Origin of the sequence: Streptomyces sp. NPDC020731 (assembly GCF_044334705.1) — a bacterium.
Classification (GTDB): Bacteria; Actinomycetota; Actinomycetes; order Streptomycetales; family Streptomycetaceae; genus Streptomyces.
Map to the genome: position 1 here is coordinate 19,335 of NZ_JBIRTN010000022.1, position 25,697 is coordinate 45,031.

The 25,697-nt window shown below is 71.2% G+C and carries 19 protein-coding genes and 1 pseudogene; 10 read left to right on the top strand and 10 right to left on the bottom strand.

Annotation, left to right across the window (positions count from 1 at the left end; translation table 11 throughout):
* Positions 1-21: 21 nt before the first annotated feature.
* The 5 genes from ACH4VX_RS29335 to ACH4VX_RS29355 form a co-directional block, all read right to left on the bottom strand.
* A complete protein-coding gene (locus ACH4VX_RS29335; RefSeq protein WP_398371544.1) occupies positions 22-1,203 on the bottom strand; it encodes an ROK family protein in 1,182 nt (393 codons plus the stop codon).
* Positions 1,204-1,422: 219 nt separating this feature from the next.
* The gene (locus ACH4VX_RS29340; RefSeq protein ID WP_398371545.1) at positions 1,423-2,100 is read right to left on the bottom strand and encodes a GntR family transcriptional regulator; all 678 of its coding nucleotides are present in this window, start codon (positions 2,098-2,100) and stop codon (positions 1,423-1,425) included.
* Between the two features lie 145 nt (positions 2,101-2,245).
* Positions 2,246-3,193, bottom strand: coding sequence for a beta-ketoacyl-ACP synthase III (locus tag ACH4VX_RS29345; protein ID WP_398371547.1), 948 nt, complete (start codon positions 3,191-3,193; stop codon positions 2,246-2,248).
* Between the two features lie 153 nt (positions 3,194-3,346).
* Entirely contained in the window at positions 3,347-3,487 is a 141-nt protein-coding gene (locus ACH4VX_RS29350; protein ID WP_398371549.1) for a hypothetical protein, read from the bottom strand.
* On the bottom strand, positions 3,456-4,796 hold the full coding sequence (locus tag ACH4VX_RS29355; RefSeq protein WP_398371551.1) for an OFA family MFS transporter: 1,341 nt from the start codon (positions 4,794-4,796) through the stop codon (positions 3,456-3,458). Before ACH4VX_RS29355 ends, ACH4VX_RS29350 begins: the two co-directional genes overlap by 32 nt.
* 178 nt (positions 4,797-4,974) lie before the next feature.
* Here ACH4VX_RS29355 and ACH4VX_RS29360 point away from each other — a divergent pair, with 178 nt between their 5' ends.
* Genes ACH4VX_RS29360 through fdhD form a run of 5 tightly spaced genes read left to right on the top strand, consistent with a single transcriptional unit; the run spans position 4,975 to position 11,568 of the window.
* Positions 4,975-5,946 carry a 2-dehydropantoate 2-reductase gene (locus tag ACH4VX_RS29360; RefSeq protein WP_398371552.1) on the top strand — a complete coding sequence of 324 codons (972 nt, stop codon included), beginning with the start codon at positions 4,975-4,977 and terminating at the stop codon, positions 5,944-5,946.
* Positions 5,943-7,868 (top strand): molybdopterin oxidoreductase family protein, encoded by a 1,926-nt coding sequence (locus ACH4VX_RS29365; protein WP_398371553.1) that lies wholly within the window; start codon positions 5,943-5,945, stop codon positions 7,866-7,868. Before ACH4VX_RS29360 ends, ACH4VX_RS29365 begins: the two co-directional genes overlap by 4 nt.
* 6 nt (positions 7,869-7,874) lie before the next feature.
* Positions 7,875-9,809: an NADH-ubiquinone oxidoreductase-F iron-sulfur binding region domain-containing protein gene (locus ACH4VX_RS29370; RefSeq protein WP_398371555.1), complete on the top strand. Its 1,935-nt coding sequence runs from the start codon at positions 7,875-7,877 to the stop codon at positions 9,807-9,809.
* Positions 9,806-10,666, top strand: a complete 861-nt coding sequence (locus ACH4VX_RS29375; RefSeq protein ID WP_398371556.1) for a 2Fe-2S iron-sulfur cluster-binding protein — start codon at positions 9,806-9,808, stop codon at positions 10,664-10,666. The genes ACH4VX_RS29370 and ACH4VX_RS29375 overlap by 4 nt, the downstream gene beginning before the upstream one ends.
* A 17-nt stretch (positions 10,667-10,683) precedes the next feature.
* Positions 10,684-11,568 carry a formate dehydrogenase accessory sulfurtransferase FdhD gene (fdhD, locus tag ACH4VX_RS29380; RefSeq protein ID WP_398371558.1) on the top strand — a complete coding sequence of 295 codons (885 nt, stop codon included), beginning with the start codon at positions 10,684-10,686 and terminating at the stop codon, positions 11,566-11,568.
* A gap of 302 nt (positions 11,569-11,870) precedes the next feature.
* Here the strand turns inward: fdhD and ACH4VX_RS29385 are convergent, their stop codons facing one another.
* Positions 11,871-12,935 carry a bile acid:sodium symporter family protein gene (locus ACH4VX_RS29385; RefSeq protein ID WP_398371560.1) on the bottom strand — a complete coding sequence of 355 codons (1,065 nt, stop codon included), beginning with the start codon at positions 12,933-12,935 and terminating at the stop codon, positions 11,871-11,873.
* Positions 12,936-13,086: 151 nt separating this feature from the next.
* Positions 13,087-14,388, bottom strand: coding sequence for an MFS transporter (locus ACH4VX_RS29390; RefSeq protein WP_398371561.1), 1,302 nt, complete (start codon positions 14,386-14,388; stop codon positions 13,087-13,089).
* 87 nt (positions 14,389-14,475) lie between these two features.
* On the opposite strand from ACH4VX_RS29390, the gene ACH4VX_RS29395 reads away from it, so the two are divergent.
* The 4 genes from ACH4VX_RS29395 to ACH4VX_RS29410 all read left to right on the top strand — a co-directional run bounded on the left by ACH4VX_RS29395 (position 14,476) and on the right by ACH4VX_RS29410 (position 19,088).
* Positions 14,476-14,949 (top strand): winged helix-turn-helix transcriptional regulator, encoded by a 474-nt coding sequence (locus tag ACH4VX_RS29395; protein ID WP_398371562.1) that lies wholly within the window; start codon positions 14,476-14,478, stop codon positions 14,947-14,949.
* Between the two features lie 220 nt (positions 14,950-15,169).
* A complete protein-coding gene (locus tag ACH4VX_RS29400) occupies positions 15,170-16,042 on the top strand; it encodes a LysR substrate-binding domain-containing protein (protein WP_398371564.1) in 873 nt (290 codons plus the stop codon).
* A gap of 296 nt (positions 16,043-16,338) precedes the next feature.
* Positions 16,339-18,165, top strand: coding sequence for an AMP-dependent synthetase/ligase (locus ACH4VX_RS29405; RefSeq protein ID WP_398371566.1), 1,827 nt, complete (start codon positions 16,339-16,341; stop codon positions 18,163-18,165).
* Between the two features lie 134 nt (positions 18,166-18,299).
* Positions 18,300-19,088, top strand: a complete 789-nt coding sequence (locus tag ACH4VX_RS29410) for an aldo/keto reductase (protein ID WP_398371745.1) — start codon at positions 18,300-18,302, stop codon at positions 19,086-19,088.
* Between the two features lie 156 nt (positions 19,089-19,244).
* On the opposite strand, the pseudogene ACH4VX_RS29415 reads toward ACH4VX_RS29410, so the two are convergent.
* The 3 genes and pseudogenes from ACH4VX_RS29415 to ACH4VX_RS29425 form a co-directional block, all read right to left on the bottom strand.
* Positions 19,245-19,362 (bottom strand): annotated as a pseudogene (locus ACH4VX_RS29415) (SDR family NAD(P)-dependent oxidoreductase); the annotation flags it as partial.
* 67 nt (positions 19,363-19,429) lie between these two features.
* Positions 19,430-20,317 (bottom strand): class I SAM-dependent methyltransferase, encoded by an 888-nt coding sequence (locus ACH4VX_RS29420; protein ID WP_398371567.1) that lies wholly within the window; start codon positions 20,315-20,317, stop codon positions 19,430-19,432.
* 163 nt (positions 20,318-20,480) lie between these two features.
* Positions 20,481-22,205: a glycoside hydrolase family 6 protein gene (locus tag ACH4VX_RS29425; RefSeq protein ID WP_398371568.1), complete on the bottom strand. Its 1,725-nt coding sequence runs from the start codon at positions 22,203-22,205 to the stop codon at positions 20,481-20,483.
* Between the two features lie 494 nt (positions 22,206-22,699).
* Between ACH4VX_RS29425 and ACH4VX_RS29430 the strand changes: the two genes are divergently transcribed.
* Positions 22,700-25,615, top strand: coding sequence for a glycoside hydrolase family 48 protein (locus tag ACH4VX_RS29430; RefSeq protein WP_398371570.1), 2,916 nt, complete (start codon positions 22,700-22,702; stop codon positions 25,613-25,615).
* The last annotated feature ends 82 nt before the right edge of the window (positions 25,616-25,697 follow it).

Genomic DNA, 25,697 nt, shown 5'->3' on the forward strand with positions numbered 1-25,697 from the left:
ACGAAGAAGTGGTGAGGTCGCCTACGCGGGTGAGAACAGGTGGTCGCTGATGAGCCGGGCCGCGCCGATGACTCCGGCGGTGGGTCCCAACTCACCCAGCACGATGGGCAGGTTGCCGGTGGCCAGGGGCAGCGAGCCGCGGTAGACCTGGGTGCGGATCGCGGCGAGCAGGGTGTGGCCGAGGCCGGTCACCCCGCCGCCGATCACCACCAGGCCGGGGTTGAAGAAGCTGACCAGGCCGGCGATGACCTGGCCGGTGCGGTTGCCGCCCTCGCGGATCAGATCGAGGGCGGTGGCGTCACCGGCCGCGGCCGCGGCGGCGACGTCGACGGCGCTGAGCGTGCCGTTCGCCTCCAGCCGGCCGGCGAGTTCGGCGGAGTGCCGCTGTTCGGCGGCCTCCATGGCGTCCCGGGCGAGGGCCGCGCCGGAGAAGTGGGCCTCCAGGCAGCCCCGGTTGCCACAGGCGCACGGACGGCCGTCGGGCACGGCCTGGATGTGTCCGATGTCGCCCGCGCTGCCCGTCGTACCGCGGTAGACCTCACCGCCGACGACGATGCCGCAGCCGATGCCGGTACCGATCTTGACGACGAGGAAGTCGTGCACGGTGCGGGCGACGCCCGCGTGCTGCTCCCCCATCGCCATCAGGTTCACGTCGTTGTCGACCATGACCGGGCAGCCGAGGTCCTGGCTGAGCGCCTCCCGCACGGGGAAGCCGTCCCAGCCCGGCATGATCGGCGGAGCCACCGGGACGCCCTCGGGGAAGCGGACCGGGCCCGGGACGCCGATGCCGGCGCCGTCGAACCCCTCCGCGAGCCCCGAGGCCTTCAACTTCGCCGCCATGGCGAGTACTTGCTCGAAGACCGCGACCGGTCCCTCGCGTACGTCCATGGGCTGGTTGATGTGCCCGAGGATCTCCAGCTCGGCGTTGGTGACGGCGACGTCGACCGAGGTCGCGCCGATGTCGACACCGAGGAAACGCAGGTGCGGGTTGAGGCGGATGTTGTGGGAGCGCCGGCCGCCGCGCGAGGCGGCGAGTCCGTCGGCCACGACGAGTTCCGTCTCCAGCAGCCGGTCCACCTCCACGGCCAGTTTCGACCGGGAGAGGTCGACCTGGTCGCCCAGCTGGGCACGGGAGTTGGGTCCACCGTCGCGCAACAGCCTGAGCAGTCGCGCCTGGTGGGCGTTGGCGGGTCGCGCTGTCATACGTCTCACGAGCCCCTCCCCGCCTCGATCGGCCTGTGCGTGCCGGATTCCGGCCACGTGTGTGGCGTGCTTTCGGATGGGAAGTTAGCAGCGGCTGCCGGAGGTGGGAAGAAGTCGCGCAGGAATTGCCCCCTACTTTTTCCACTCACAGGACAAAGGACTGCACGAGGATGCCCGGAAACAGGTGGAAAACGGGGTGAAAGGTGCCCTCGGGTCTGCTCAGGACTGCGCGCGCGCGTGGTACGAGCGCCGGGTGTGCTCGGTGTGTTCGCGCATGAGCCGGGTGGCCAGTTGCCCGTCGTGGGCGGCGACGGCCGCGATCAGCTCGCGGTGCTCGACCCAGGACTGCCCGCCGCGCTGCCGGGCGACGGGTGTGTAGTACCAGCGCACCCGCCGGTCGACCTGGGCGGCGAGTTCGGCGAGCACGGCGTTCCCGGCCAGCTCCATGATCTTGGCGTGGAAGCGGGCGTTGAGGGCGACGGCGGCGTCCACGTCGTCGGCGTCGACGGCCTCGAGGCCCTCGGCCAGGATCTCCTCCAGGGCCTCCACGCCCGCGCCGTCGGCGTTGCCCGCGGCCAGCCGGGCCGCCTCCGCCTCCAGCAGCGTACGGACGGTGAGGAGCTGGTCGGCCTCCTCCTCCGTCGGCTCGTGCACGAACGCGCCCTGCGCGGGCCGCAGATCGACCCAGCCCTCGGTGTTGAGCCGTTGCAGCGCCTCGCGCACCGGCTGGCGGGAGACACCGAGGTGACCGGCGAGTTCGCTCTCGACGAGGTGCTGGCCGGGCTGGAGGGCGCGGGTGGTGATGAGTTCGAGCAGCGCCTCGTAGACCCGGTCGCGCAGCGGTCCGGGCCGTTCGAGCCTGGGCACCGCCCCCTGGGGCAGTCCGGTCGACAACATCGCGGTCCCCCTCCTCGGCCGTGCCGCGCACCTCCGCGAACGCCGGTGCACCGCAACGCCGGTAGTGATTGTCTTTCGTCTACAGTCTACGGCGCATGAAGTGCCAGGGGGCGGCGGAGTCGGCCTCGTCACACCGATCCGGGACTCAGGGGCAGCGCACGACCTGTCCCGCGTACGACAGGTTCCCGCCGAAGCCGAAGAGCAGCACCGGGTCGCCGGTCGTCACCGCGCCCTGTTCGACGAGCTTGGAGAAGGCGAGCGGGATGCTGGCGGCCGAGGTGTTGCCGGACTCGGTGACATCGCGGGCGACGACGGCGTTGACGGCGCCGAGCCGGCGTGCGAGGGGTTCGATGATCCGCAGGTTGGCCTGGTGCAGGACGACCCCGGCGAGGTCCTCGGGCGCCAGCCCCGCCTTCTCGCAGGCCTGGCGGGCGACGACCGGCAGCTGGGTGGCCGCCCAGCGGTAGACGCTCTGCCCCTCCTGCGCGAACCTCGGCGGCGTCCCCTCGATCCGCACCGCGTGTCCCATCCCGGGCACGGAGCCCCACAGCACCGGCCCGATCCCCGCCTCCCCGCCCGGGGCGCAGGCCTCCACCACGGCGGCGCCCGCCCCGTCGCCGACGAGGACGCAGGTGGTGCGGTCGGTCCAGTCGGCCACGTCGGACATCTTGTCGGCGCCGACGACCAGCACCCGGCTCGCGCCACCGGCCCGTACGGCGTGGTCGGCGGTGGCGAGGGCGTGGGTGAAGCCGGCGCACACCACGTTGATGTCCATGACGGCGGGCCCGGGCATGCCGAGGCGGGCCGCGACGCGGGCGGCCATGTTGGGCGAACGGTCGATGGCGGTGGACGTGGCGACCAGCACGAGGTCGATCTCGGCGGGTGTCCGGCCGGCCGCCGCCAGTGCCTTGGCGGCGGCGTGCGCGGCCAGCTCGTCGACCGGTTCGTCGGGGCCGGCGATGTGACGGGTGCGGATGCCCACCCGGCTCGTGATCCACTCGTCGCTGGTGTCGACCATGCCCGCCAGGTCCTCGTTGGTGAGGACCCGGGCGGGCTGGTAGTGGCCGACGGCGACGATGCGCGAGCCGATCATGGGTGGGTCCCCCTCGGTGGTTCGGGTGCGGGATGCACCAGTCTGATCAGTGACTCACCGGTACGGGGGCAGGTGAAGCGACAGGAAACGGGTGTGAGGCTTGTCGGCTTCCGTCAGACCCCGGGCGGCCCGGGGGCCGTCCGGGATCCGCGGTCACCCGGTGAACAGCTGGGTCGCCTTCCGCACGAGCTCGTACAGCCCGTAGGCGAGCGGCACCCCCACCCACAGCCAGGAGAAGGCGATCAGCCCGCGGCGGTCGGAGCTAGGCGGACTCTGGCTGCTGTCGCCGGTCATCGGCGGCCTCCTTCGGCGTCTCGGGGCTGGGGACGTGGTGACGGGGGTGGACGGGCCGGACCAGCTCGTTGGCGACGAAGCCGACGACGAGCAGCCCGATCATGATGATCAGCGACAGCCCGTACAGGGACGGGCCGTGCTTGCCCGCCTCCTCCTGGCGGTCGGCGACCCAGTTCACGATCAGCGGCCCGAGCACACCGGCCGTGGACCAGGCGGTGAGCAGCCGGCCGTGGATCGCCCCGACCTGGTAGGTGCCGAAGAGGTCCTTCAGATACGCCGGGACCGTGGCGAAGCCGCCGCCGTAGAAGGAGAGGATCACCAGGGCGCACAGCACGAACAGCGGTTTGGAGGAGTCGCCCAGCAGCCAGATGAGCGCGTACATCAGCGCGCCGACGCCGAGGTAGACCCGGTAGATGTTCTTGCGGCCGATGAGGTCGGAGGTGGTCGACCAGCCGATGCGGCCCGCCATGTTGGCCGCCGACAGCAGGGCGACGAACCCCGCGGCGGCGGTCGCCGACACCGGTGCGGAGGTGTCCGCGAAGAAGTCGGTGATCATCGGGGCGGCCTTCTCCAGGATGCCGATGCCCGCGGTGACGTTCAGGGTGAGCACGAGCCACAGCAGCCAGAACTGCGGGGTGCGCACCGCCGAGCGGGCCGACACCTGCGGTCCGGTGGGCACGGCGGGCACCCCGGCCACCGGGCGCGCGGTGCGCGGCACCCGCACCAGCAGCACGCCGAGCAGCATGAACACGGCGTACGTCAGCCCGTGCACGAGGAAGGCGAGCGCGATGCCGTCGTTGTCGGCTCCGAAGGACTCGAGCATCTGCGCCGACCAGGGCGAGGCGATCAGCGCGCCGCCGCCGAAGCCCATGATGGCGATGCCGGTGGCCATGCCGGGCCGGTCCGGGAACCACTTGATCAGCGTCGAGACGGGCGAGATGTAGCCGATGCCCAGGCCGATGCCGCCGACGAAGCCGTAGCCGAAGACGATCAGCCAGTACTGCTCGGTGGCCGCGCCGAGCGCGGAGAGCAGGAAGCCGGAGGAGAAGCAGATCAGCGCGACGGTCATCGCCCAGCGCGGGCCCCGGCGTTCGACGAGGGTGCCGCCGAACGCGGCGGACAGGCCGAGCATGACGATGCCGAGCTGGAAGGGCAGCGCGCTCTGGGTTCCGCTGAGGTCGAGCGCGGACTCCAGCGGCGGTTTGAACACGCTCCACGCGTAGGCCTGACCGATGGAGAGGTGGACGGAGAGCGCGGCGGGCGGAACGAGCCAGCGGCTCCAGCCCGGCGGTGCGACGGGGGGACTCATGAGTCCCCCACCGTAGGGACGGCGGGGGCCGTTGAGAAGGCAGTTGAGCAGACAACCACTGGTACTGCACAAAGCCTTGCTGGGGTCACCTCCATACTGTAGACAATATTTCGTCGACAGAGATTCGGCGGTTCCCGTGGTCCTCGGTGTCCCTCGACCGGACGGAGCTACCCTCGCCATGAAAGTCGCAGTCCTCGGCGCCGGGGCGATCGGCGCCTACGTCGGTGCCGCGCTCCACCGTGCGGGCGCCGACGTGCATCTCATCGCCCGTGGACCGCATCTGGCGGCCATGAGGCAGTACGGGGTACGGGTGCGCAGCCCGCGCGGCGATTTCACCGCGCACCCCCGCGCCACCGACGACCCGGCCGAAGTCGGCCCGGTCGACTATGTGTTCCTGGGCCTGAAGGCCAACTCGTACGCGGCGTGCGGGCCGCTGATCGAGCCGCTGCTGCACGGCACCACGGCGGTCGTGGCCGCCCAGAACGGCATCCCCTGGTGGTACTTCCACCGGCACGGCGGACCGTACGAAGGACGCCGTCTGGAGAGTGTGGACCCGGGCGGCGCGGTCGGTGCGGTGCTCACGCCCGAACGGGCCGTCGGCTGCGTCGTCTACGCGGCCACCGAGCTCGAACAACCCGGAGTCGTACGCCATGTGGAAGGCACCCGCTTCTCGATCGGTGAGCCGGACCGCAGTGTCTCCGCGCGCTGTCTGGCCCTGAGCGAGGCGATGCGGGCAGGGGGCCTCAAGTGCCCGGTCGAGCCGGACCTGCGCAACGACATCTGGCTGAAGCTGCTGGGCAACATCTCCTTCAACCCGATCAGCGCCCTCGTCCGCGCCACCATGCGGCAGATGTGCCTGCACGGCGGCACCCGGCAGGTCATCGGGACGATGATGGCCGAGACGCTGGCGGTCGCCGGGGCCCTCGGCTGCGAGGTCGGCGTCTCCATCGAACGCCGGCTCGCGGGCGCCGAGAAGGTCGGCGACCACCGCACCTCCACGCTCCAGGACCTGGAGCGCGGCAAGCCGCTCGAACTCGACGTCCTGCTCGCGGCCGTCGTCGAGCTGGCGGAGATCACCGGTGTCCCGGTGCCCACCCTGCGCACCGTGCACGCCCTGTCGGACCTGCTCGCGCTGAGGAGCGCCGCATGAGGAAACGCGACCGGAACCCGAAGACCTACACCCGCCTCACCCATCCCCTCGTCCGGGACTCGCGCGACGCGCCGTTCCGCCGGGCGAGCTGGGACGAGGCCCTGGACCGTACCGCGCGGGGCCTGGCGGCGGCGCGCGGCGCGTTCGGACTGTTCTCCTGCTCCCGCGCGACCAACGAGACGAACTACGTGGCACAGAAGTTCGCCCGGGTCGTCATGGGAACCAACAACGTCGACTCCTGCAACCGCACCTGCCACGCCCCGTCCGTCGCCGGTCTGTCGGCGGCGTTCGGCTCGGGCGGCGGCACGTCGTCGTACGAGGAGATCGAGCACACCGACGTCATCGTGATGTGGGGCTCCAACGCCCGCTTCGCGCACCCGATCTTCTTCCAGCACGTGCTGAAGGGCGTCCGGGGCGGCGCCCGGATGTACGCGGTCGACCCGCGCCGGACGTCCACCGCCGAGTGGGCGGAGAGCTGGCTCGGGCTGAACGTCGGCACGGACATCGCGATGGCGCACGCGGTCGGCCGCGAGATCATCCACGCGGGCCTGGTCAACGAGGCGTTCGTACGGCGGGCCACCACGGGTTTCGAGGAGTACAAGGCGCTCGTCGAACCGTGGACGCTCTCCTTGGCCGAAAAGGTGACGGGCGTACCGACGCCAGCGATACGGGAGTTGGCGCACGCCTACGCCCGCGCGGAGCGCGCCCAGCTCTGCTGGACCCTCGGCATCACCGAGCACCACAACGGTACCGACAACGTCCGTGCCCTGATCAACCTCGCCCTGCTCACCGGCCACGTCGGCCGCTACGGCTCGGGACTGCAGCCGCTGCGCGGCCAGAACAACGTGCAGGGCGGCGGCGACATGGGCGCGATCCCCAACCGTCTGCCCGGCTTCCAGGACCTCCTCGACACCGGCACACGGCTGAAGTTCGAGTCGGCCTGGAACACCGTCATCCAGCCGCACCACGGACTGACCCTGACCGAGATGTTCGAGGCCATGGAGGACGGTTCCCTGCGTGCCGTCCACTGCATCGGCGAGAACCCGGCCCAGTCGGAGGCGGACGGCGAACAGGCGGTACGCCGGCTGAAGGCGCTGGACTTCCTGGTGGTCCAGGACATCTTCCTGACGAAGACCGCCGAACTGGCCGATGTCGTCCTCCCCGCGACCGCCGGCTGGGCGGAGACCGAGGGCACCACCACGAACAGCGAGCGCCGGGTGCAGCGCGTCCGCCGGGCCGTGGTCCCGCCCGGCGAGGCACGCGAGGACATCGACATCCTCTGCGACCTCGCCTCCCGCCTCGGCCACGACTGGAAGTACGCCGACGCCGAGGCCGTGTGGAACGAGCTGCGCTCGGTCTCCCCGGACCACTACGGGATGACGTACGGGCGGCTGGACGAGCACCAGGGCATCCAGTGGCCGTGCCCGACCACCGAAGCGCTCGAACCTCCCTACCTCCACGGACGGCTGTGGGACCCGGACCCGGCCGGGCGTGGCCGGCCCGCGCCGTTCGGGATCGTGCAGCACGACCCGCCGGTCGACCTCACCGACGAGCGGTACCCGGTCCGGCTTACCACGGGCCGCCGGCTCGACTCCTACAACACGGGTGTGCAGAGCGGCGGTTTCGCGTCCCCCCTGCGGCGCGGCGAGTACGTCGAGCTGTGTCCGGAGGACGCCGAGCGGTACGGGGTGGTGGTCGGCGAGGAGGTGCGGGTGACCTCGCGGCGCGGTTCGGTGCTGGCGCCGGTGTGGGTGGACACGGGACTCCGGCCGGGGCTCGCGTTCATGACGTTCCACTTTCCCGACGAGGTGGACACCAACCGGCTGACGATCGAGGCGAACTGCCCGATCGCGGGGACGGCGGAGTTCAAGGCGTCGGCGATCCGGATCGAGAAGCTCCCGGCTCCGACACACGTGAGGTGAGCAAGCGTGGACCTGCACTTCGGTGACAGCAAGCCGACGGACGAGGAGCGTGCGGCCGTGGACGCCCTGCTCGGCCCGCCCGAGTCCTCCTGGGAGGGCGCCGACCGCTCCGACGCGGACCTCAGGTGGGCCCGCGGCGGCCGTGAGGCCCGCGACCGCCGCGACCTGCTGTTGCCGGGGCTGCACGCCGTCAACGACCGGGTCGGCTGGATCAGCGAGGGCGCCCTGGACTACCTGTGCCGCCGCCTGACGGTGCCCCCCGCGGAGGCGTACGGCGTCGCCACGTTCTACGCGATGTTCTCGGTCCGCCCCCGCCCCGTCACGGTCCTCCACATCTGCACGGACCTGGCCTGCACGGCGGCCGGCGCGACCGGGCTGTGCGCGGACGTCGAAGCCCGCCTGGGCCCGGAATCCGGCGTCCAGGTGGAACGCAGCCCCTGCCTGGGCCTGTGCGAAAGGGCACCGGCGGCCCTGGTGATCCGGGCCGGGGAGAACCCAGCCCGTCCGGCGTCTGAGGACGAGGCCCGTTCAGGGCCGAAAGGGGGGTCCGGGGGCACAGCCCCCGGGGACGGGACGGGAAGGGGCGGCGGGGGCGAAGAAACCCCGAGGGCCACAGCCGTATGCGCCCCCGCCACCCCCGACACGGCGATCCGGGCGGCCACCGCCCCCGAGAACGCGCCCCCCGAACCCCCACCCGCCACAGCCGTCCCCCAGGCCGGGGATCCCGCCCTCACCCTCCTCCACCGCATCGGCACGGCCGACCCCACCGACCTCGACGACTACCGGGCGAACGGCGGCTACACCGCCCTCCGCCGCGCCTTCGCCCTCGGTCCCGCCGCCGTCATCCGCGAGGTCACCGACTCCGGCCTCCTCGGCCGCGGCGGCGCCGCCTTCCCCACCGGCCGCAAGTGGCAGGCCACGGCGGCCCAGCCGGACCACCCCCACTACCTCGTCTGCAACGCCGACGAGTCCGAACCGGGCACCTTCAAGGACCGCGTCCTCATGGAGGGCGACCCGTACGCGCTGGTGGAAGCCATGACCATCGCGGCCTACGCGACCGGCGCGCACAAGGGCTACCTCTACCTGCGCGGCGAGTACCCGCGAGCGACGGCCCGCATGGAACACGCGATGGCCCAGGCCCGCGCCCGCGGCCTCCTCGGCGACGACGTCCTCGGCCAGGGCTACGCCTTCGACATCGAGATCCGGCGCGGCGCGGGCGCGTACATCTGCGGCGAGGAAACCGCCCTCTTCAACTCCATCGAGGGCTACCGCGGCGAGCCCCGCGCCAAGCCCCCCTTCCCGGTGGAGAAGGGCCTGTTCGGCAGACCGACAGCCGAGAACAACGTGGAAACCCTGGTCAACGTCCTGCCCGTCCTCACCATGGGCGCCCAGGCCTACGCGGCGATCGGCACGGAGAAATCCACCGGCCCCAAACTCTTCTGCGTCTCGGGCAGCGTGGCCCGCCCCGGCATCTACGAACTCCCCTTCGGGGCGACCCTCCGCGAACTCCTCCGGCTCGCCGGCGTCCGCGACAACCTCCGGGCGGTCCTCCTGGGCGGGGCCGCCGGCGGCTTCGTACGCCCCGACGAACTGGACATCCCGCTCACCTTCGAAGGCACCCGGGAAGCGGGCACCACCCTCGGCTCCGGGGTCGTCATGGCCTTCGACGACACGGTCCCCCTCCCTCGCCTCCTCCTGCGCATCGCCGAGTTCTTCCGCGACGAGTCGTGCGGCCAGTGCGTCCCCTGCCGGGTCGGCACCGTCCGCCAGGAGGAGGCGCTGCACCGGATCGCCGAACGCACCGGCACCGACGCCGCCGCCGACATCACCCTGCTGCGCGAGGTCGGCCGGGCGATGCGGGACGCCTCGATCTGCGGTCTGGGGCAGACCGCGTGGAACGCCGTGGAATCCGCCATCGACCGTCTGGGGGCGTACGAATGACCGTGACACCGCTGGGGATCCCCCGCCGCCTGCTGGAGTTCACCCTGGACGGCGAGCCGGTCCGGGCACCCGAGGGGTCGACGATCCTGGACGCCTGCCGGGCCGCGGGCAAGGACGTCCCGACGCTCTGCGAGGGCGACACCCTCACCCCGAAGAACGCCTGCCGTGTCTGCGTCGTGGAGGTCGAGGGCTCCCGCACCCTGGTCCCCGCCTGCTCCCGCAGGGCCGAGCCGGGCATGGAGGTGCGCACCGGCACCGAGCGGGCCCGGCACAGCCGCAAGGTCGTCCTGGAACTCCTCGCGTCCTCCGTCGACCTGTCGACGACTCCCCGGGTCGCCGAATGGCTCAAGGAGTACGAGGCGAAACCGGACCGCTTCGGACCGGACGCGGCCCGCGTCGACGAGGAGCCGAAGGTCGACAACGACCTCTACGTCCGCGACTACGACAAGTGCATCCTCTGCTACAAGTGCGTGGACGCCTGCGGCGACCAGTGGCAGAACACCTTCGCGATCTCGGTCGCGGGCCGCGGTTTCGACGCCCGGATCGCCGTCGAGCACGACGCCCCGCTGACCGACTCGGCGTGCGTGTACTGCGGCAACTGCATCGAGGTCTGCCCCACCGGGGCCCTGTCGTTCAAGTCGGAGTTCGACATGCGGGCGGCGGGTACCTGGGACGAGTCGAGGCAGTCGGGGACGACGACCGTGTGCGCGTACTGCGGAGTGGGCTGCAGCCTCACGCTCCATGTGCAGGACAATGAGATCGTGAAGGTCACCTCGCCGCACGACAATCCGGTGACCCACGGCAACCTGTGCATCAAGGGCCGCTTCGGCTATCAGCACGTACAGAACCGGGACTGAACGGAACTGGTGGGAACATGGGACGAGTCACGGAACGACGCAAGGTGCTCCGCATCCGCGACGGGGCGGTCTCCAGCCGCCCCGACACGCTCGTCGCCGAGGAACCCCTGGAAATCAGGCTGAACGGCAAGCCCCTCGCCATCACCATGCGCACACCGGGGGACGACTTCGCGCTGGCGGTCGGCTTCCTGGTGAGCGAGGGAGTGCTCGCGACCGCCTCCGACCTGCGGAACATCGTCTACTGCGCGGGCGCGACGGGTGGGGGCACCTCCCGCTCGAGCGGAGCCGAGAGTGGGGGAGGCTCGAACACCTACAACGTGGTCGACGTGAAGACCGCCCCCGGCGTGGTGATCCCGGACATCACGCTGGAACGCAACGTCTACACCACCTCCTCCTGCGGACTGTGCGGCAAGGCCAGCCTGGACGCGGTGCGCACGACGACCCGCCACCCCATCGCGGACACTCCCGCACTGCGCGTGGAGCCGGAGCTGCTGGCGGTCCTGCCGGACCGGCTGCGCGCGTCGCAGCGGGTCTTCGACCGCACGGGCGGCCTGCACGCGGCGGCCCTGTTCGACGAGGAAGGCGAGCTGCTCGACGTACGGGAGGACGTGGGCCGGCACAACGCGGTCGACAAGCTGGTCGGCCGTGCCCTGCAGAGCGGGAACCTGCCGCTGTCCCGGACGATCCTGCTGGTCTCCGGCCGGGCCTCCTTCGAACTCGCGCAGAAGGCGGTCATGGCCGGCATCCCGATGCTGGCGGCGGTCTCCGCGCCGTCCTCGCTGGCCGTGGACCTGGCGGCGGAGACGGGCCTGACCCTGGTGGGCTTCCTGCGGGGCGGTTCCATGAACGTGTACGCGGGTGAGGACCGCATCGCTCTGCGGGCCGCGGCCGCCCGGGGCTGACCGGTTCCCCTCGCTGCACGGCGGCGGGGCCCCTGCCGGCGGGGAGCGCCCCCTGCGCCGCGAGGCCCCGCCGCGCCCTTCACGGGACGCGCCCGCCCCTCGCTCAACACGGGATCACGCCCCCGGGACAGCGTCCCCGGCCCGCCACACAGCCATACGCAGCTGCGGGCAGTCGTGCCTCCCCCGGTGCCTCAAGGGCCTGGGAGGTACCTCCAGGGCGATGGGGGTCCCCCGCTCGAGCGAAGCCGAGAGTGGGGGGAGGGTGGGCGCAGCGGCACCGCGCTACCGGCGCGCGCCGGAACTCAGCCGGAACGGGTCCCCGTACCCGCCCCGGCCCGTGACCGACCGCCCCGCTCCGGCACCGTGGCCTCCTCCGCCGCGACGGAGTCGTGCGAACGCCGTTTGGCGATCACCGCGCACACCATCAGCTGCATCTGGTGGAACAGCATCAGCGGCAGCACGGCGAGCGAGGCCTCGGCCCCGAACAGCACGCTCGCCATGGGCAGCCCGGCGGCCAGCGACTTCTTGGAACCGGCGAACTGGATCGCGATCCGGTCCTCCCGGCCGAACCGCAGCGCCTTGGCCCCGTACCAGGTCAGCAGCAGCATCACGGCGAGCAGGACGGCCTCGACGGCGAGCAGTCCGCCGAGCCGGGCGGGGCTCACCCGGTCCCAGACGCCCCGCACCATGCCCTCGCTGAACGCGGTGTAGACGACGAGCAGGATCGAGCCCCGGTCGACCAGCCCCAGCACCTTGCGGTGCCGGGAGACGAAGGAGCCGATCCAGCGGCGCAGCATCTGCCCGGCGACGAACGGCGCCAGCAGCTGGAGCACGATCTTCAGCACCGAGTCGGCGGAGAACCCGCCTCCGCTGCCGCCGAGCACCGTCGCCGCGAGCAACGGGGTGACGACGATGCCGACCAGCGAGGAGAAGGAGCCGGCGCAGATCGCGGCGGGCACGTTGCCGCGGGCGATCGAGGTGAACGCGATCGACGACTGGATGGTGGACGGAACCAGGGTGAGGAAGAGCAGGCCCTGGTGGAGCGGGTCGGTCAGGAGCACCGGGACGAGTCCGCGGGCGGCCAGGCCCAGCACCGGGAAGACGACGAAGGTACAGGCCAGCACGGTGACATGGAGCCGCCAGTGCTTCAGCCCGTCCAGGGCCTCGCGGGTGGAGAGCCGGGCGCCGTAGAGGAAGAACAGGAAGGCGATCGCGGCGGTGGAGGCGCCGGAGGCGAGGTCCGCGCCGCTCCCCCGCGCGGGGAGCAGCGCGGCGAGGCCCACGGTCCCGAGCAGCAGCAGGATGTACGGGTCGATCGGCAGCCGGCTCGGCCAACGCAGGCGTTTCACGGTGCTCCACTTGCTCATGTGCCAGGTGCTCGGGTGCGCACGGGCGTCCCCGCCCCATCCTGCTCCCTCCCGCCGTGATCGGGAATCCGGTATACCGCTCTTACTGTCATCACGTTCCGCGATGACCGCATTGGACCCTGTCCGAAGGCCACGGCTCGTGGAGGACCGTCTACGAGCGGCATCGCCTCTGGCCGGCGGACGGCACCCGGGAGACCTCGGAGCGGTCCGCCACCGGGCCGGCCAGCTCCCTTCCGCTCCTCTGCCCCTCCTCGCCACGGTGCGCGTCCGCCGCCTCGGAACCGACCTCCGAAGTCCTGGAGCGCCGGCGTCCGCCGACCGCCCAGACGATCAGCGCGCAGGTCGCGAATCCGGCCCCGAGGAGACTGGAGGCGGCCCAGCCCCGGGAGGTGAAGACGGAGGTGGTGGTGGCCGCGCCGAGGGCGGAGCCGAGGGAGTAGAAGACCATGTAGCCGCCGATGACGCCGCTGGTGCGCTCCGGATGCGCGGTGGTGAGCAGGTGCTGGTTGCTCACGTGCACGACCTGGACCGCGAAGTCGAGCACCACGATGCCGACGACGAGCAGCCACAGGGACCAGGACAACTGCGCGGTCGCGGCCCAGGAGACGACGAGCAGGGCCAGCGCGAGGCCGCTGACCGGGATCGCCCGTCCTGCGTCCGCCCACCGTCCCGCACGTGCCGCGCCCAGTGCGCCGGCGAGTCCGGCGATGCCGAGCAGTCCGATCTGGCTTTCGCTCAGATGCCACGGTGCGTTCGCCAGCGGCAGGGACAGGCCGCTCCACAGGGTGCCGAACGACGCGAACAGGAAGAACGCGATGAGACCGCGCCCCAGGAAGAGACGCTGCCCGAACAGCCCGCCGAACGAGACGAGAGCCTGTCGGTAGCCCGCAGGCCGACGAGAGCCGTCTTCAGGCGGCAGCGCGCGCAGGACGAGGGCGGCGAGGGCGAGTGCGAGCACACCGAGCACGGCGTACACGCTCCGCCAGCCCCACACCTGCGCGAGCACTCCGGTGACGACCCGCGCGCCCAGGATGCCCACCACCACGCCCGACGTCACGACACCGATGTTCCGTCCGCGCTCGGCGGGCGGCGAGACCGACGCGGCGTAGGCCACCGTGGTCTGCACCACGACCGCGAACATCCCGGCCAGCGCGAGCCCGGCGAAGGCCGTCCACGCGGCCGGAGCCGCAGCCGTCAGGAACAGACCCGCCGCGGTGACGGCCAGGTGCACCGCGATGAGCCGACGCCTGTCGGCGACCACATCGCCGAGCGGCACCAGCAGCACCAGACCGGCCAGATAACCGAACTGGCCGGTCGAGACGATCCACCCGGCGTGCCGTGCCGGCACCCCGAGGCCGTCCCCCATGGGCGGCAGCACCGTTTGCGCGGCGTAGACGCTCGCCACCGCGACACCGCACACGGTCGCGAGGAGCAACCGTCGCCACACGTCCATCACACCCCCGACGAGATAAGTAGCAAAATGAAACTCATTCGACCGTAAGGCATGATGGTTTCAATCCGCAACTCATCGGGAGGTGTCGTGCCACGCCCCTCCACGGGCACTCCGAGCCCCGCCTGGACCGATCCCGACTGTCCGGTGGCCCGCACACTCGACCTCGTCGGTGACCGGTGGAGCCTCCTGGTCATCCGGGACGCGATGGACGGGGCACGGTCCTTCACCGACTTCCAGCGACGGACCGGCATCGCCCGCAACATCCTCACCGACCGCCTGCGCAAGCTCACCGCTCACGGAGTCCTGACCCAGCGGACCGCGCCCTCGGGCCGCCGCCTGCAGTACGTGCTCACAGACGCCGGCCGCGACCTCTTCCCCGTCCTCCTCACGCTGCGCCAGTGGGGAGAACGCCACGCCTTCGAACCCGGCGAGCCACACTCCACACTGGTCGACCAGCACGGCGCCCGTGTGCCGGACATCGAGCCGACCGGCGCTGACGGTGCCGTCGTCGACGCCGACACCACTCACGTGCAGAAGACCGGCGGCGAACGACACCGGTGAGGTGACGGCCGACGAGACGGTCAGCGCCCGTGCCCGGGCACGGGCGTACGCGACCACGTGGGCGGTGGCGTCCTGCCCGCTGGACGGTGAACCGTCCCGGACCGCCGACAGCCGACCGCGGCGCCGACCAGCCGTTCGTCCGCGCCCGCACAGGCGCCCCGGTCCCGCGGCCGGAGGCCGTGCGGGCCGGGACCGCCGGCCAGCGCCTAGGCTGCCCGGCATGTACGACCCGACGCATCTGCGGACGTTCCTGTCGGTGGCGCAGACGCTGAGCTTCACGCAGGCGGCGCGGCGGCTCGGGCTGCGCCAGTCGACGGTGAGCCAGCACGTACGGCGGCTGGAGGAGGCCACCGGGCGCCGGCTGTTCACGCGGGACACCCACTCGGTGGAGCTGACCGAGGACGGCGAGGCGATGCTCGGCTTCGCCCGGCGCATCCTGGACGTGCACGAGCAGGCGACGCAGTTCTTCACCGGCACCCGGCTGCGCGGACGGCTGCGGTTCGGCGCGTCGGAGGACTTCGTGCTGACCCGGCTGCCGGAGATCCTCGAGCGGTTCCGGCACGAGCACCCGGAGGTCGATCTGGAGCTGACGGTCGAACTGTCGGGCATCCTGCACGAGCGGCTGGCGGCGGGCCGGCTCGACCTGGTGCTGGCCAAGCGGCTGCCGGAGGATCCACGGGGCGAGCTGGTCTGGCACGACGAGCTGGTGTGGATCGGCGCGCCGGGGCTGCGGCCGGACCCGGACCGTCCGGTGCCGTTGATCGTCTACCCGCCGCCGGGCATCACCCGGGCCCTCGCCCTGCGGGCGCTGGAGCGGGAGGGCCGTCAGTGGCGCATCGTGTGCACCAGCGGCAGCCTCAACGGGCTGCTCGCGGCGGCCCGCGCCGGGCTCGGGGTGATGGTGCACTCGCGCGGGCTGATCCCGCCGGGGCTGGTGCGGATGCCGGAGCGGGCGGGCCTGCCGGAACCGGGCGAGGTGGACTTCGTGGTGGTGCACGGGCGGCGCCGTCCCTCCGCGTGGGGCGCGGCGGACGCGTTGGCGGCGGCGATCCTCGCGGGCGGCGACCGGCTGCACCGGGGCGGGCGCGGGTGACGTTCCGGCCGGCGCGCACGCTGGGATCAGTGGGGCCCGTGGGTCGCCTCAAGGGGCGGTCATGGGGGCGTACAGATTCGGTGGAGATTGCTCCACCGAAACTTACTCCACCGTCAGGTTTCTGTCCGACCCTTCCCCATGTGGGCGCATTTTCCTCCCCTGACCAGTGCGGACGAGGGCCCCGATCGGTTTTCGACCCCCTCCCGCCCTCCGCCCCCGTGGGGTAGCTTTCACGGCGCCGTGCGGGACGAGGGCGTCGCCGCACCATTCCGAGCGCCGAGGAGCGGGGAGCGGGATTGCGCGAGTTCACCACCCCTCCGTCGGCCCTGGAGCCTCCGGTGGGCGGTCTGGCCGACGTGGTCTTCCGGTACGCCGAGGAGGACCCGTCGCGCATCGCGCTCGGCCGCAAGGACGACACCGGCCGGTGGCGGGACGTGACCGGCGCGGAGTTCCGCGACGAGGTGCTCGCCCTCGCGAAGGGCCTCCTCGCGGGCGGCGTCCGGTTCGGCGACCGGGTCGCGATCATGTCCCGTACCCGGTACGAGTGGACGCTCTTCGACTTCGCGCTGTGGACGATCGGCGCGCAGGTCGTGCCCGTCTACCCCACGTCCTCCGCCGAGCAGTGCTTCTGGATGCTGTACGACGCGGAGGTGACGGCCGCGATCGTGGAGCACGAGGACCACGCGATGACGATCGCCACGGTCATCGACCGGCTGCCGCGGATGCGCCGGCTGTGGCAGCTCGACGCGGGCGCGGTGCAGGAGCTGTACGACGCGGGCGCGCACCTCGACGACGATGTGGTGCACCGGCACCGGCAGGCGGTCACCCCCGACTCCGTCGCGACGATCATCTACACCTCGGGCACCACCGGCCGCCCCAAGGGCTGTGTGCTCTCGCACGGCAGCTTCATGTACGAGGCGGACACCGTCATCGAGCGCTGGGAGCCGGTGTTCCACTCCCGCAGGGGCGACGAGGCGGCGACGCTGCTGTTCCTGCCGCTCGCGCACGTCTTCGGGCGGATGGTGGAGGTCGCGGCGATCCGCGGGAAGGTGAGGTTCGGCCACCAGCCGCAGCTGAACGCGGCGGCGCTGATGCCCGATCTCGCCGCGTTCCGGCCGACGTTCTTCCTCGCCGTGCCCTACATCTTCGAGAAGGTGTTCAACGCGGCGCGGCGCAAGGCGGAGCGGGAGGGCCGCTCGGGGCCGTTCGAGAAGGCCGTCGACGTGGCCATCAAGTACGCGGACGCGATGGAGGCGAGGGCCTGGGGCATCGGGCCCGGCCCGTCCGCGGCGCTGCGGATGCAGCACCAGCTCTTCGACAAGCTCGTCTACGCCAAGATCCGCGCCGCGATGGGTGGCAGGATCCGGCACGCCATGTCGGGCGGTTCTGCGATGGACCGCCGGCTCGGGCTGTTCTTCGCGGGCGCGGGCGTGCACGTCTACGAGGGGTACGGCCTCACGGAGTCGACGGCCGCGGCCACCGCCAACCCGCCCGAGCGCACCCGTTACGGGACGGTCGGCCGGCCCATTCCCGGGGTCACCGTGCACATCGCGGACGACGGCGAGATCTGGCTGCACGGCGACAACGTCTTCGACGGCTACCTCAACAACCCCAAGGCCACCGACGAGTCCCTGCACGACGGCTGGCTGGCCACCGGCGACCTCGGCTCCCTCGACGAGGACGGGTACCTCACCATCACCGGCCGCAAGAAGGAGATCCTGGTGACCTCCGGCGGCAAGAGCGTCTCGCCGGGGGTGCTGGAGGAGCGGGTGCGGGACCATCCGCTGGTCAACCAGTGCATCGTCGTCGGCAACGACCGCCCGTACGTCGCCGCGCTGGTCACCCTGGACCAGGAGGCCGTCGAGCACTGGCTGGCGATGCGCGGCAAGCCGCGGATGTCACCGGCCGAGCTGGTGCGGGACGCGGATCTGGAGACGGAGGTGCGGCGGGCCGTGGTCGCGGCGAACACCCTGGTCTCGCAGGCCGAGTCGATCCGCACGTTCCGCATCCTGGCGCAGCCGTTCACCGAGGAGCACGGGCTGCTCACGCCGTCGCTGAAGCTGAAGCGGAGGGCGATCGAGAAGGCGTACGAGACCGAGGTCGAGGCGCTCTACCAGGCATGAATTTCCCGGTCAGGAATGCGCCACGGGCTGTGATCGTTGACGATGGGGGTAACACCTGTAGTACCTGACCACAACCGAAGGATCGAGAGCTCGTGAGCAAGGTCCCCCCGATCATCCTGAACAACGGCGTCGAGATGCCCCAGCTGGGTTTCGGCGTCTGGCAGGTGCCGGACGCCGAGGCCGAGACGGCCGTGACGACGGCGCTGGAGGCCGGCTACCGCAGCATCGACACCGCGGCGATCTACGGCAACGAGGAGGGCACCGGACGGGCCCTCGCGAAGTCGGGCGTCCCGCGCGAGGACCTCTTCGTCACCACCAAGCTCTGGAACAGCGACCAGGGGTACGACTCCACCCTGCGGGCCTTCGACACGTCGCTGTCCAAGCTCGGTCTCGAGTACGTGGACCTCTACCTGATCCACTGGCCGACGCCCGCCCGGGACCGGTACGTCGACACGTACAAGGCGTTCGAGAAGCTGCTCGCCGACGGGCGGGTCCGCGCCATCGGCGTGTCCAACTTCCTGCCGGAGCACCTGGACCGCCTGACCGCCGAGACGTCCGTCGTCCCGGCGGTCAACCAGATCGAACTGCACCCGCATCTGCAGCAGCACGCCGCGCGTGAGTACCACGCGGAGCGGGGCATCGCCACCGAGGCGTGGTCGCCGCTGGGTTCCGGCAAGGGGATCCTGGAGATTCCGGCGATCGTGGCGATCGCGCAGAAGCACGGGCGGACGGCGGCGCAGGTGGTGCTGCGCTGGCACCTCCAGCTGGGCAACGTCGTCATCCCGAAGTCGGTGACGCCGTCGCGGATCGAGGAGAACATCGACGTCTTCGGGTTCAGCCTGGACGCGGAGGACCTCGCCGCGATCAGCGCGCTGAACGAGGACCGGCGGATCGGGGCGGACCCGGCGGAGGTCAACAGCTGACCGCACGCACCCGACGGCCTCCCCCGGCGAGGGGGAGGCCGTCGTGCGTCCGCGGGGCGGTGCTCAGCTGGGCCGTACGACCACGGTGCTGACGTCGACACCGACCGGCTGCGCCATGGGCCACCCGACCGAGTCGGCGATCTGGTCGGTGGTGAGCTCCTCACCCCGCCCGGTTGACGGCCACCCGCTGCCCCGCGTCCAGCAACCGCCGGGCGACGGCGGCACCGATGCCGCTGCCCCCGCCGGTGATGGGCGCGACCGGAGAGTCGGTCATGGAAACCCCCTGTGTGTCGTTGCGTGCCGGGGAGTCCACCACTTGGAGAGCTCTCCAAGTCAAGTCGTCACACGGGACGTACCGCCGCGTGGACCGTGTGGGCCGCCAGGACGAACACGTCGGGGCGGTGGTGCACGCTCGCCTTGTCGTCGGGGTCGAGGAGGCGGTCGAGGGTGGCGAGGTCGTCGGCGTCCAGGTACTCGCCGATGACCTCGCGGGTGCGGGTGAGGGCGGTGACCACGTGGGCGCGGGAGCGGTCCGCGACCGGGGCGGGGAGGTCGAGGAGGAAGGTGCGCGAGCGGGTGTGGTGCAGGCCGGCCGAGGCCAGCAGGGCCGGCCAGTCCTCGACGACGGCCACCGAGCCCGGCAGGTCGGCACGCATCCGGCCGAACCGCTCCTCCTCCACCACGTTGATGCGCGCCTGGAGACCGGGCCGGCCGAACCCGATGTCGCGGGGCAGGAACCGGGGAGGCAGGCCGCCCTCCATCACGGCCAGCGTGCCACCGGGCGCCAGCCGCTCCGTGCAGGCGGCCAGCGCGGCGGCCTGGTCCCCGAGGTGGTGGATGCTGCGGCTGGCCCACAGCAGGTCGGCCGGATAGTCCAGTTCGCCGAGCACACCGGGGAGTTCCCCGGCGAGGGTGCCGAAGCGGTCGGCGGCGCCCTGGCGCCCGGCCCGGTCCCTGGCCCGCTCCAGCAGCGGTCCGGAACCGTCGACGGCCACGACGCGCGCGCCCGGGAAGGTCTCGGCGAACAGACACGAGATGACGCCGGGGCCGCTGCCCGCGTCCACGATCAGTCCCGGTTCCGTCACCTCCTTCGCCAGCCAGTTCAGGGCCCGCTCGTAGAGCGGCGTGAACAGCTCCGCCTCGGATTCGAGCAGGGGGGCCATCTCGGCCCAGTCGATGTCGCCGTGGTCGTGGGCGTGCTTGTGGTCGTGCTTGTGGTCGTGCGCCATGGTGCTCAGCCTCTCCGCTCGGTTGCCGTCAGGGTGCGACGACGCACCGGCGAAGGGCAAACGATGTTGCCACTCCCGCAAAAGGCGCGGTGAAAGAGGCGCGCGGCGCTCCGCCGGGCCCGGACCTGTCAGGTCCGGGCCCGGCGGACCGGTGGTCAGCCCGTCACGACAGCGGCGGGTAAGCGTTCTTCATCAGCTCCTGGAACTGGGCGGAGAACCAGTGCCCGGAGAGCGGGGCGTCGGGAAGGGCGCCCGACACGTTGTTGTCGTTGCGCGGGTTGCCGGTGTACGTCGGGTCGCACATCCGGTCGAAGCCCTTGCCCTCGTCGTTGTCGATGGCCTCGCTGGCCCCGTCGGACTCGCCCGGGGGCTTCATCCACACGTAGGCGTCGATCCCGGCCTCCGGGGAGGCCTGCGGACGCTCACCGAGTCCGGCTCCCGACTGGTTGCACCAGTTGCCCGTGTTGAACCGGCGGTCATAGCGGCCGCCGTCGACGTAGGTGTCCACGCTGGTCGTGGCGCCGGGCCCGGTGGGCCGGTTCGCACCGCCCCAGCCGTTGCGGGAGGTGTCGATCAGCATGCCGATGCCCGAGTCGAAGCCGATCGAGACCAGTTGGTTGCGCAGCGCCTGGGCGTACGACAGCTCGTCGACGTAGCGGTTCCAGCTGACCCACTTCGACTCGCGCACCGACTTGCCGGCCACGTTGTCGCCGATGGAGAAGTGGTCCTCCTTCAGCGCGCTGTAGTTGGCCGTGTTGGCGATGAAACCGTGCACGTCGGCGACGGTCGCGCCCTCGGCGGTCGCGGCCTGCTTGAACATGTCGGCGGAGGCGCCGAAGTTGTCGTCCCAGCCCAGCCAGCCGTGGTGGCCGGCGTCCACGTAGTTGTAGACGTTGGGCACGTCGCCGAGCTTGTTCAGGGCGTAGCCGACGCCCTTGACGTAGTTGCCGTTGGCCTTCATCACGTCGCAGTTGGGCGTGACGGTGGGCCGCGGGGAGACGTTGGTGACCAGGTTCGGCAGGGAGTCGATCTCGACCGTGGTGACGATCCGCAGGCCGGCGTACTTCGAGTCGGCGAGGATGGTCTTGATCGGGTCGATGTACTGCGTCTTGTACTTGTCGATCTCCGTCGGGCCGAGCTCGCCGTTGGAGGCCAGGGCGGCGCAGTCACGGCCGGGCAGGTTGTAGATGACGAGCTGGATGACGAGCTCGCCGGAGCCCTTCTGCGCGAGTGCCTCGTCGAGGTGGTCGCGCAGGCCCATGCCGCCGTTGACGCCGTTGATGGCGGCGGTGCGGTCCAGCCAGACACCGGTGGGCTGGTTCGCGATGCGGCTGCCGCCCGGCTCGGCGGCGGCCTTCTCGGACCACTCGGGGTTCACGTACACCTTGGCGCCGTCATAGGGGTTGTTCACCCGGTCGCCGGGCGGATCGGTCGGGTCCGGCGGCGGGTCGGTGGGGCCGCCGCCGGAGTCGACGTTGCAGGTCACGCCGTCGAGGGTGAAGGTGGCGGGGACGGCGTTGCTGCCGCTGTAGGTGCCCTGGAAGCCGAAGGAGGTCGAACCCCCGGTGGCGAGGGTGCCGTTGTAGGACTCGTTGGCGGCGGTGACGTTCGCGCCGGACTGGCTCACCTTGGCGTTCCAGCCGCTGGCGATCCTCTGGTTGCCGGCGTAGGACCACTTCAGCGACCACGACGACTTGGCGGCGCTGTTGTTGGTGATCGTCACGGACGCGGTGAAGCCGGAGCCCCAGTCGTTCTGCACCTTGTAGTCCACGGTACAGGGGACGGCGGCGGCCGCGCCGGCGGCGCCGGGGACGGCGGCGATCGCCGTCCCGGTGGCGCCGGCGACCAGCGCCATGGCGGCGAGAAGCGCGGTTCTGGTGCGACTCATCGTGCGGGTTTCCTATCCGTAGGGGGCTGTCCTTCTTGGGCGCGCGCAGACGATCGCGCGGCCTGGTGCCTTACGGGGTGGGCGTGCCGTTCGGGCCTGGTCGGGACAGGCCTGTGACGCCGGCCGGGAGTTTCCGGGCAGCACGGACGGCACGTGGATCCCACGGGAACGAGCGACCCCGCGTCAGGTGCTCCACACGTGCACGGGGATGGCTAAAAGTACTGAACGCGGGGGGTGGCGCATGAGCGACTCCTTGCAGCTCGGACGCGTCGTGACGGACGCGTCGACTGATGGAACCGCTCCCACTGGTACACATGAAGCTAGCGCCAAGTGACGGCAAAGAACAGAGGGACCGCTGACTTTCACTCAGCTCGGGCCGTCGAATGTTTTCGATTTGCCACAAGGCTTGACCGTCCCCTACCCCATCCCCACTATGGGAGCGCTCCCACTGGTTCAAGGCTTGACATGTCCGAGTCGCAGGAGGAACCAGCACCATGCATCCCCCACCCAGGAGACGCAGAGGCTTCCGGCGGTTGTTGACGGCCGCCGCGGCAGCCCTGGCGCTTCCGCTGACGATGCTCTCGACCGGCTCGACTCCCGCCCAGGCGGCGGCTGTCCAGTGCAGCGTCGACTACAAGGCGAACGACTGGGGCTCCGGATTCACCGCGGAGCTGACCCTCACCAACCGCGGTGCGGACGCCATCGACGGCTGGACGCTGACGTACGACTACGCGGGCAACCAGAAGCTCGTGAACGGCTGGAACGGCAGCTGGTCGCAGTCCGGCCGGACCGTGACCGTGAAGGACGCCGGGTACAACGCCCGGATCGCCGCCGGCGCCGCCGTCACGACCGGCGGCCAGTTCACCTACAGCGGCAGCAACGCCGCTCCCACGTCCTTCGCGATCAACGGCACCACCTGCGCCGGGGCCCACCAGCCGCCGATCACCGTGCTGACCAGCCCGGAGGCCGGCGCCGTCTACACGCAGGGCGAGACGGTCCCGCTCGCCGCCACCGCGGCAGCGGCCGACCAGGCCACCATCACCAAGGTGGAGTTCTACGACGACACCGAGCTGCTGGGCACGGACACCGGCTCGCCCTTCACGCTCTCCGTCGCTGGTTTGACCGTGGGCAGTCATTCGCTGGTGGCGAAGGCGTACGACAGCATGGGCGCCTCCGCCGACTCGACCCCGGTCGGCATCACGGTCGCCTCGGGTCCCGCCGTGGTGGCCACGCCGTCCCAACTCGGCGTCCAGCAAGGTGAGTCGGGCACGTACGAGGTGAAGCTGTCCAAGCAGCCGAGCGCGAACGTGACCGTCACGACGGCCCGGGCGAGCGGCAACTCGGGGCTGTCGGTCTCCGGCGGCGCGTCGCTCACCTTCACACCGTCGAACTGGAACACCGCGAGGACGGTGACGATCGCCGCCGACGACTCCGGCAGCGGCACGGCCGTCTTCGAGTCCTCCGCGCCGGGCCACGCCAAGGCGGCGGTCACGGTGACGCAGCTGGGCGCGGAGAAGACGTACGACGCGCGTTTCCTGGAGCTGTACGGGAAGATCACCGACCCGGCGAGCGGTTACTTCTCGCCGGAGGGCATCCCGTACCACTCGGTGGAGACGCTGATCGTCGAGGCGCCGGACCACGGCCACGAGACCACCTCGGAGGCGTACAGCTACCTGCTGTGGCTGCAGGCGATGTACGGCAAGGTGACCGGTGACTGGTCGAAGTTCAACGGGGCCTGGGACATCATGGAGAAGTTCATGATCCCGACCCACGCCGACCAGCCGACGAACTCCTTCTACAACGCCTCGAAGCCGGCGACGTACGCGCCCGAGTACGACACCCCGAACGAGTACCCGTCGCAACTCGACTCGGGTGTCTCGGTCGGCCCCGACCCGATCGCGGGCGAACTGAAGTCCGCCTACGGCACGGACGACGTCTACGGCATGCACTGGATCCAGGACGTCGACAACGTGTACGGCTACGGCAACTCGCCCGGCAAGTGCGAGGCGGGTCCGTCGGACACCGGACCGTCGTACATCAACACCTTCCAGCGCGGCCCGCAGGAGTCGGTGTGGGAGACCGTCCCGCAGCCCACCTGCGACGCCTTCAAGTACGGCGGCAAGAACGGCTACCTGGACCTGTTCACCAAGGACGCCTCGTACGCCAAGCAGTGGAAGTTCACCAACGCCCCGGACGCCGACGCGCGTGCCGTGCAGGCCGCGTACTGGGCGGACCTGTGGGCGAAGGACCAGGGCAAGGGAGCCGACGTCTCCGCGACCGTCGCCAAGGCCGCGAAGATGGGTGACTACCTGCGCTACGCCATGTTCGACAAGTACTTCAAGAAGATCGGCAACTGCACCAGCCCGTCCTGCCCGGCCGGCACCGGCAAGGACGCCTCGCACTACCTGCTGTCCTGGTACTACGCCTGGGGAGGCGCCACCGACTCCTCGGCGGGCTGGGCCTGGCGCATCGGCTCCAGCCACACGCACGGCGGCTACCAGAACCCCCTCGCCGCGTACGCGCTGAGCAACTACGCGCCGCTGAAGCCGAAGTCGGCGACGGGCGCGGACGACTGGGCGAAGTCGATGCAGCGGCAGCTGGAGTTCTACCGCTGGCTGCAGTCCGACGAGGGCGGCATCGCGGGCGGCGCGACCAACAGCTGGGCGGGCCGGTACACGACGCCACCGTCCGGTACGCCGACCTTCTACGGCATGCACTACGACGAGAAGCCGGTCTACCACGACCCGCCGTCCAACCAGTGGTTCGGCTTCCAGGCGTGGTCGATGGAGCGGGTCGCCGAGCTGTACCAGCAGACCGGCAACACGCTCGCCAAGTCGGTGCTCGACAAGTGGGTCGACTGGGCGCTGTCGGAGACCACGGTCAACCCGGACGGCTCCTTCCGGATCCCGTCGACGCTGCAGTGGTCGGGCAAGCCCGACACCTGGAACGCGTCGTCGCCCGGCGCCAACGGCGGGCTGCACGTCACCGTCGCCGACTACACCAACGACGTCGGTGTGGCCGCGGCGTACGCCAAGACGCTGACGTACTACGCAGACCGCTCCGGCGACACGGAGGCGGCGGCCACGGCGAAGGCGCTCCTCGACGGCATGTGGGAGAACAACCAGGACGCGCTCGGCATCGCCGTCCCGGAGACCCGCGCCGACTACAACCGGTTCGACGACCCGATCCACGTCCCGAACGGCTGGACCGGCACCATGCCCAACGGCGACACGATCAACTCGTCGTCGACCTTCGAGTCGATCCGTTCCTTCTACCAGGACGACCCGGCGTGGTCGAAGATCGAGTCCTATCTGGCGGGCGGCGCCGCGCCCACCTTCACGTACCACCGGTTCTGGGCCCAGGCCGACATCGCCCTGGCCATGGGCTCTTACGCGGAGCTTCTCGAATAGCCCCCGCCAAGCGCTCCGCGGGTCGGGCGGTTCTTCGACTGCGGGCCGTGCGTGGACGGCCGCGCTCGCGCGGCGGTAGCCG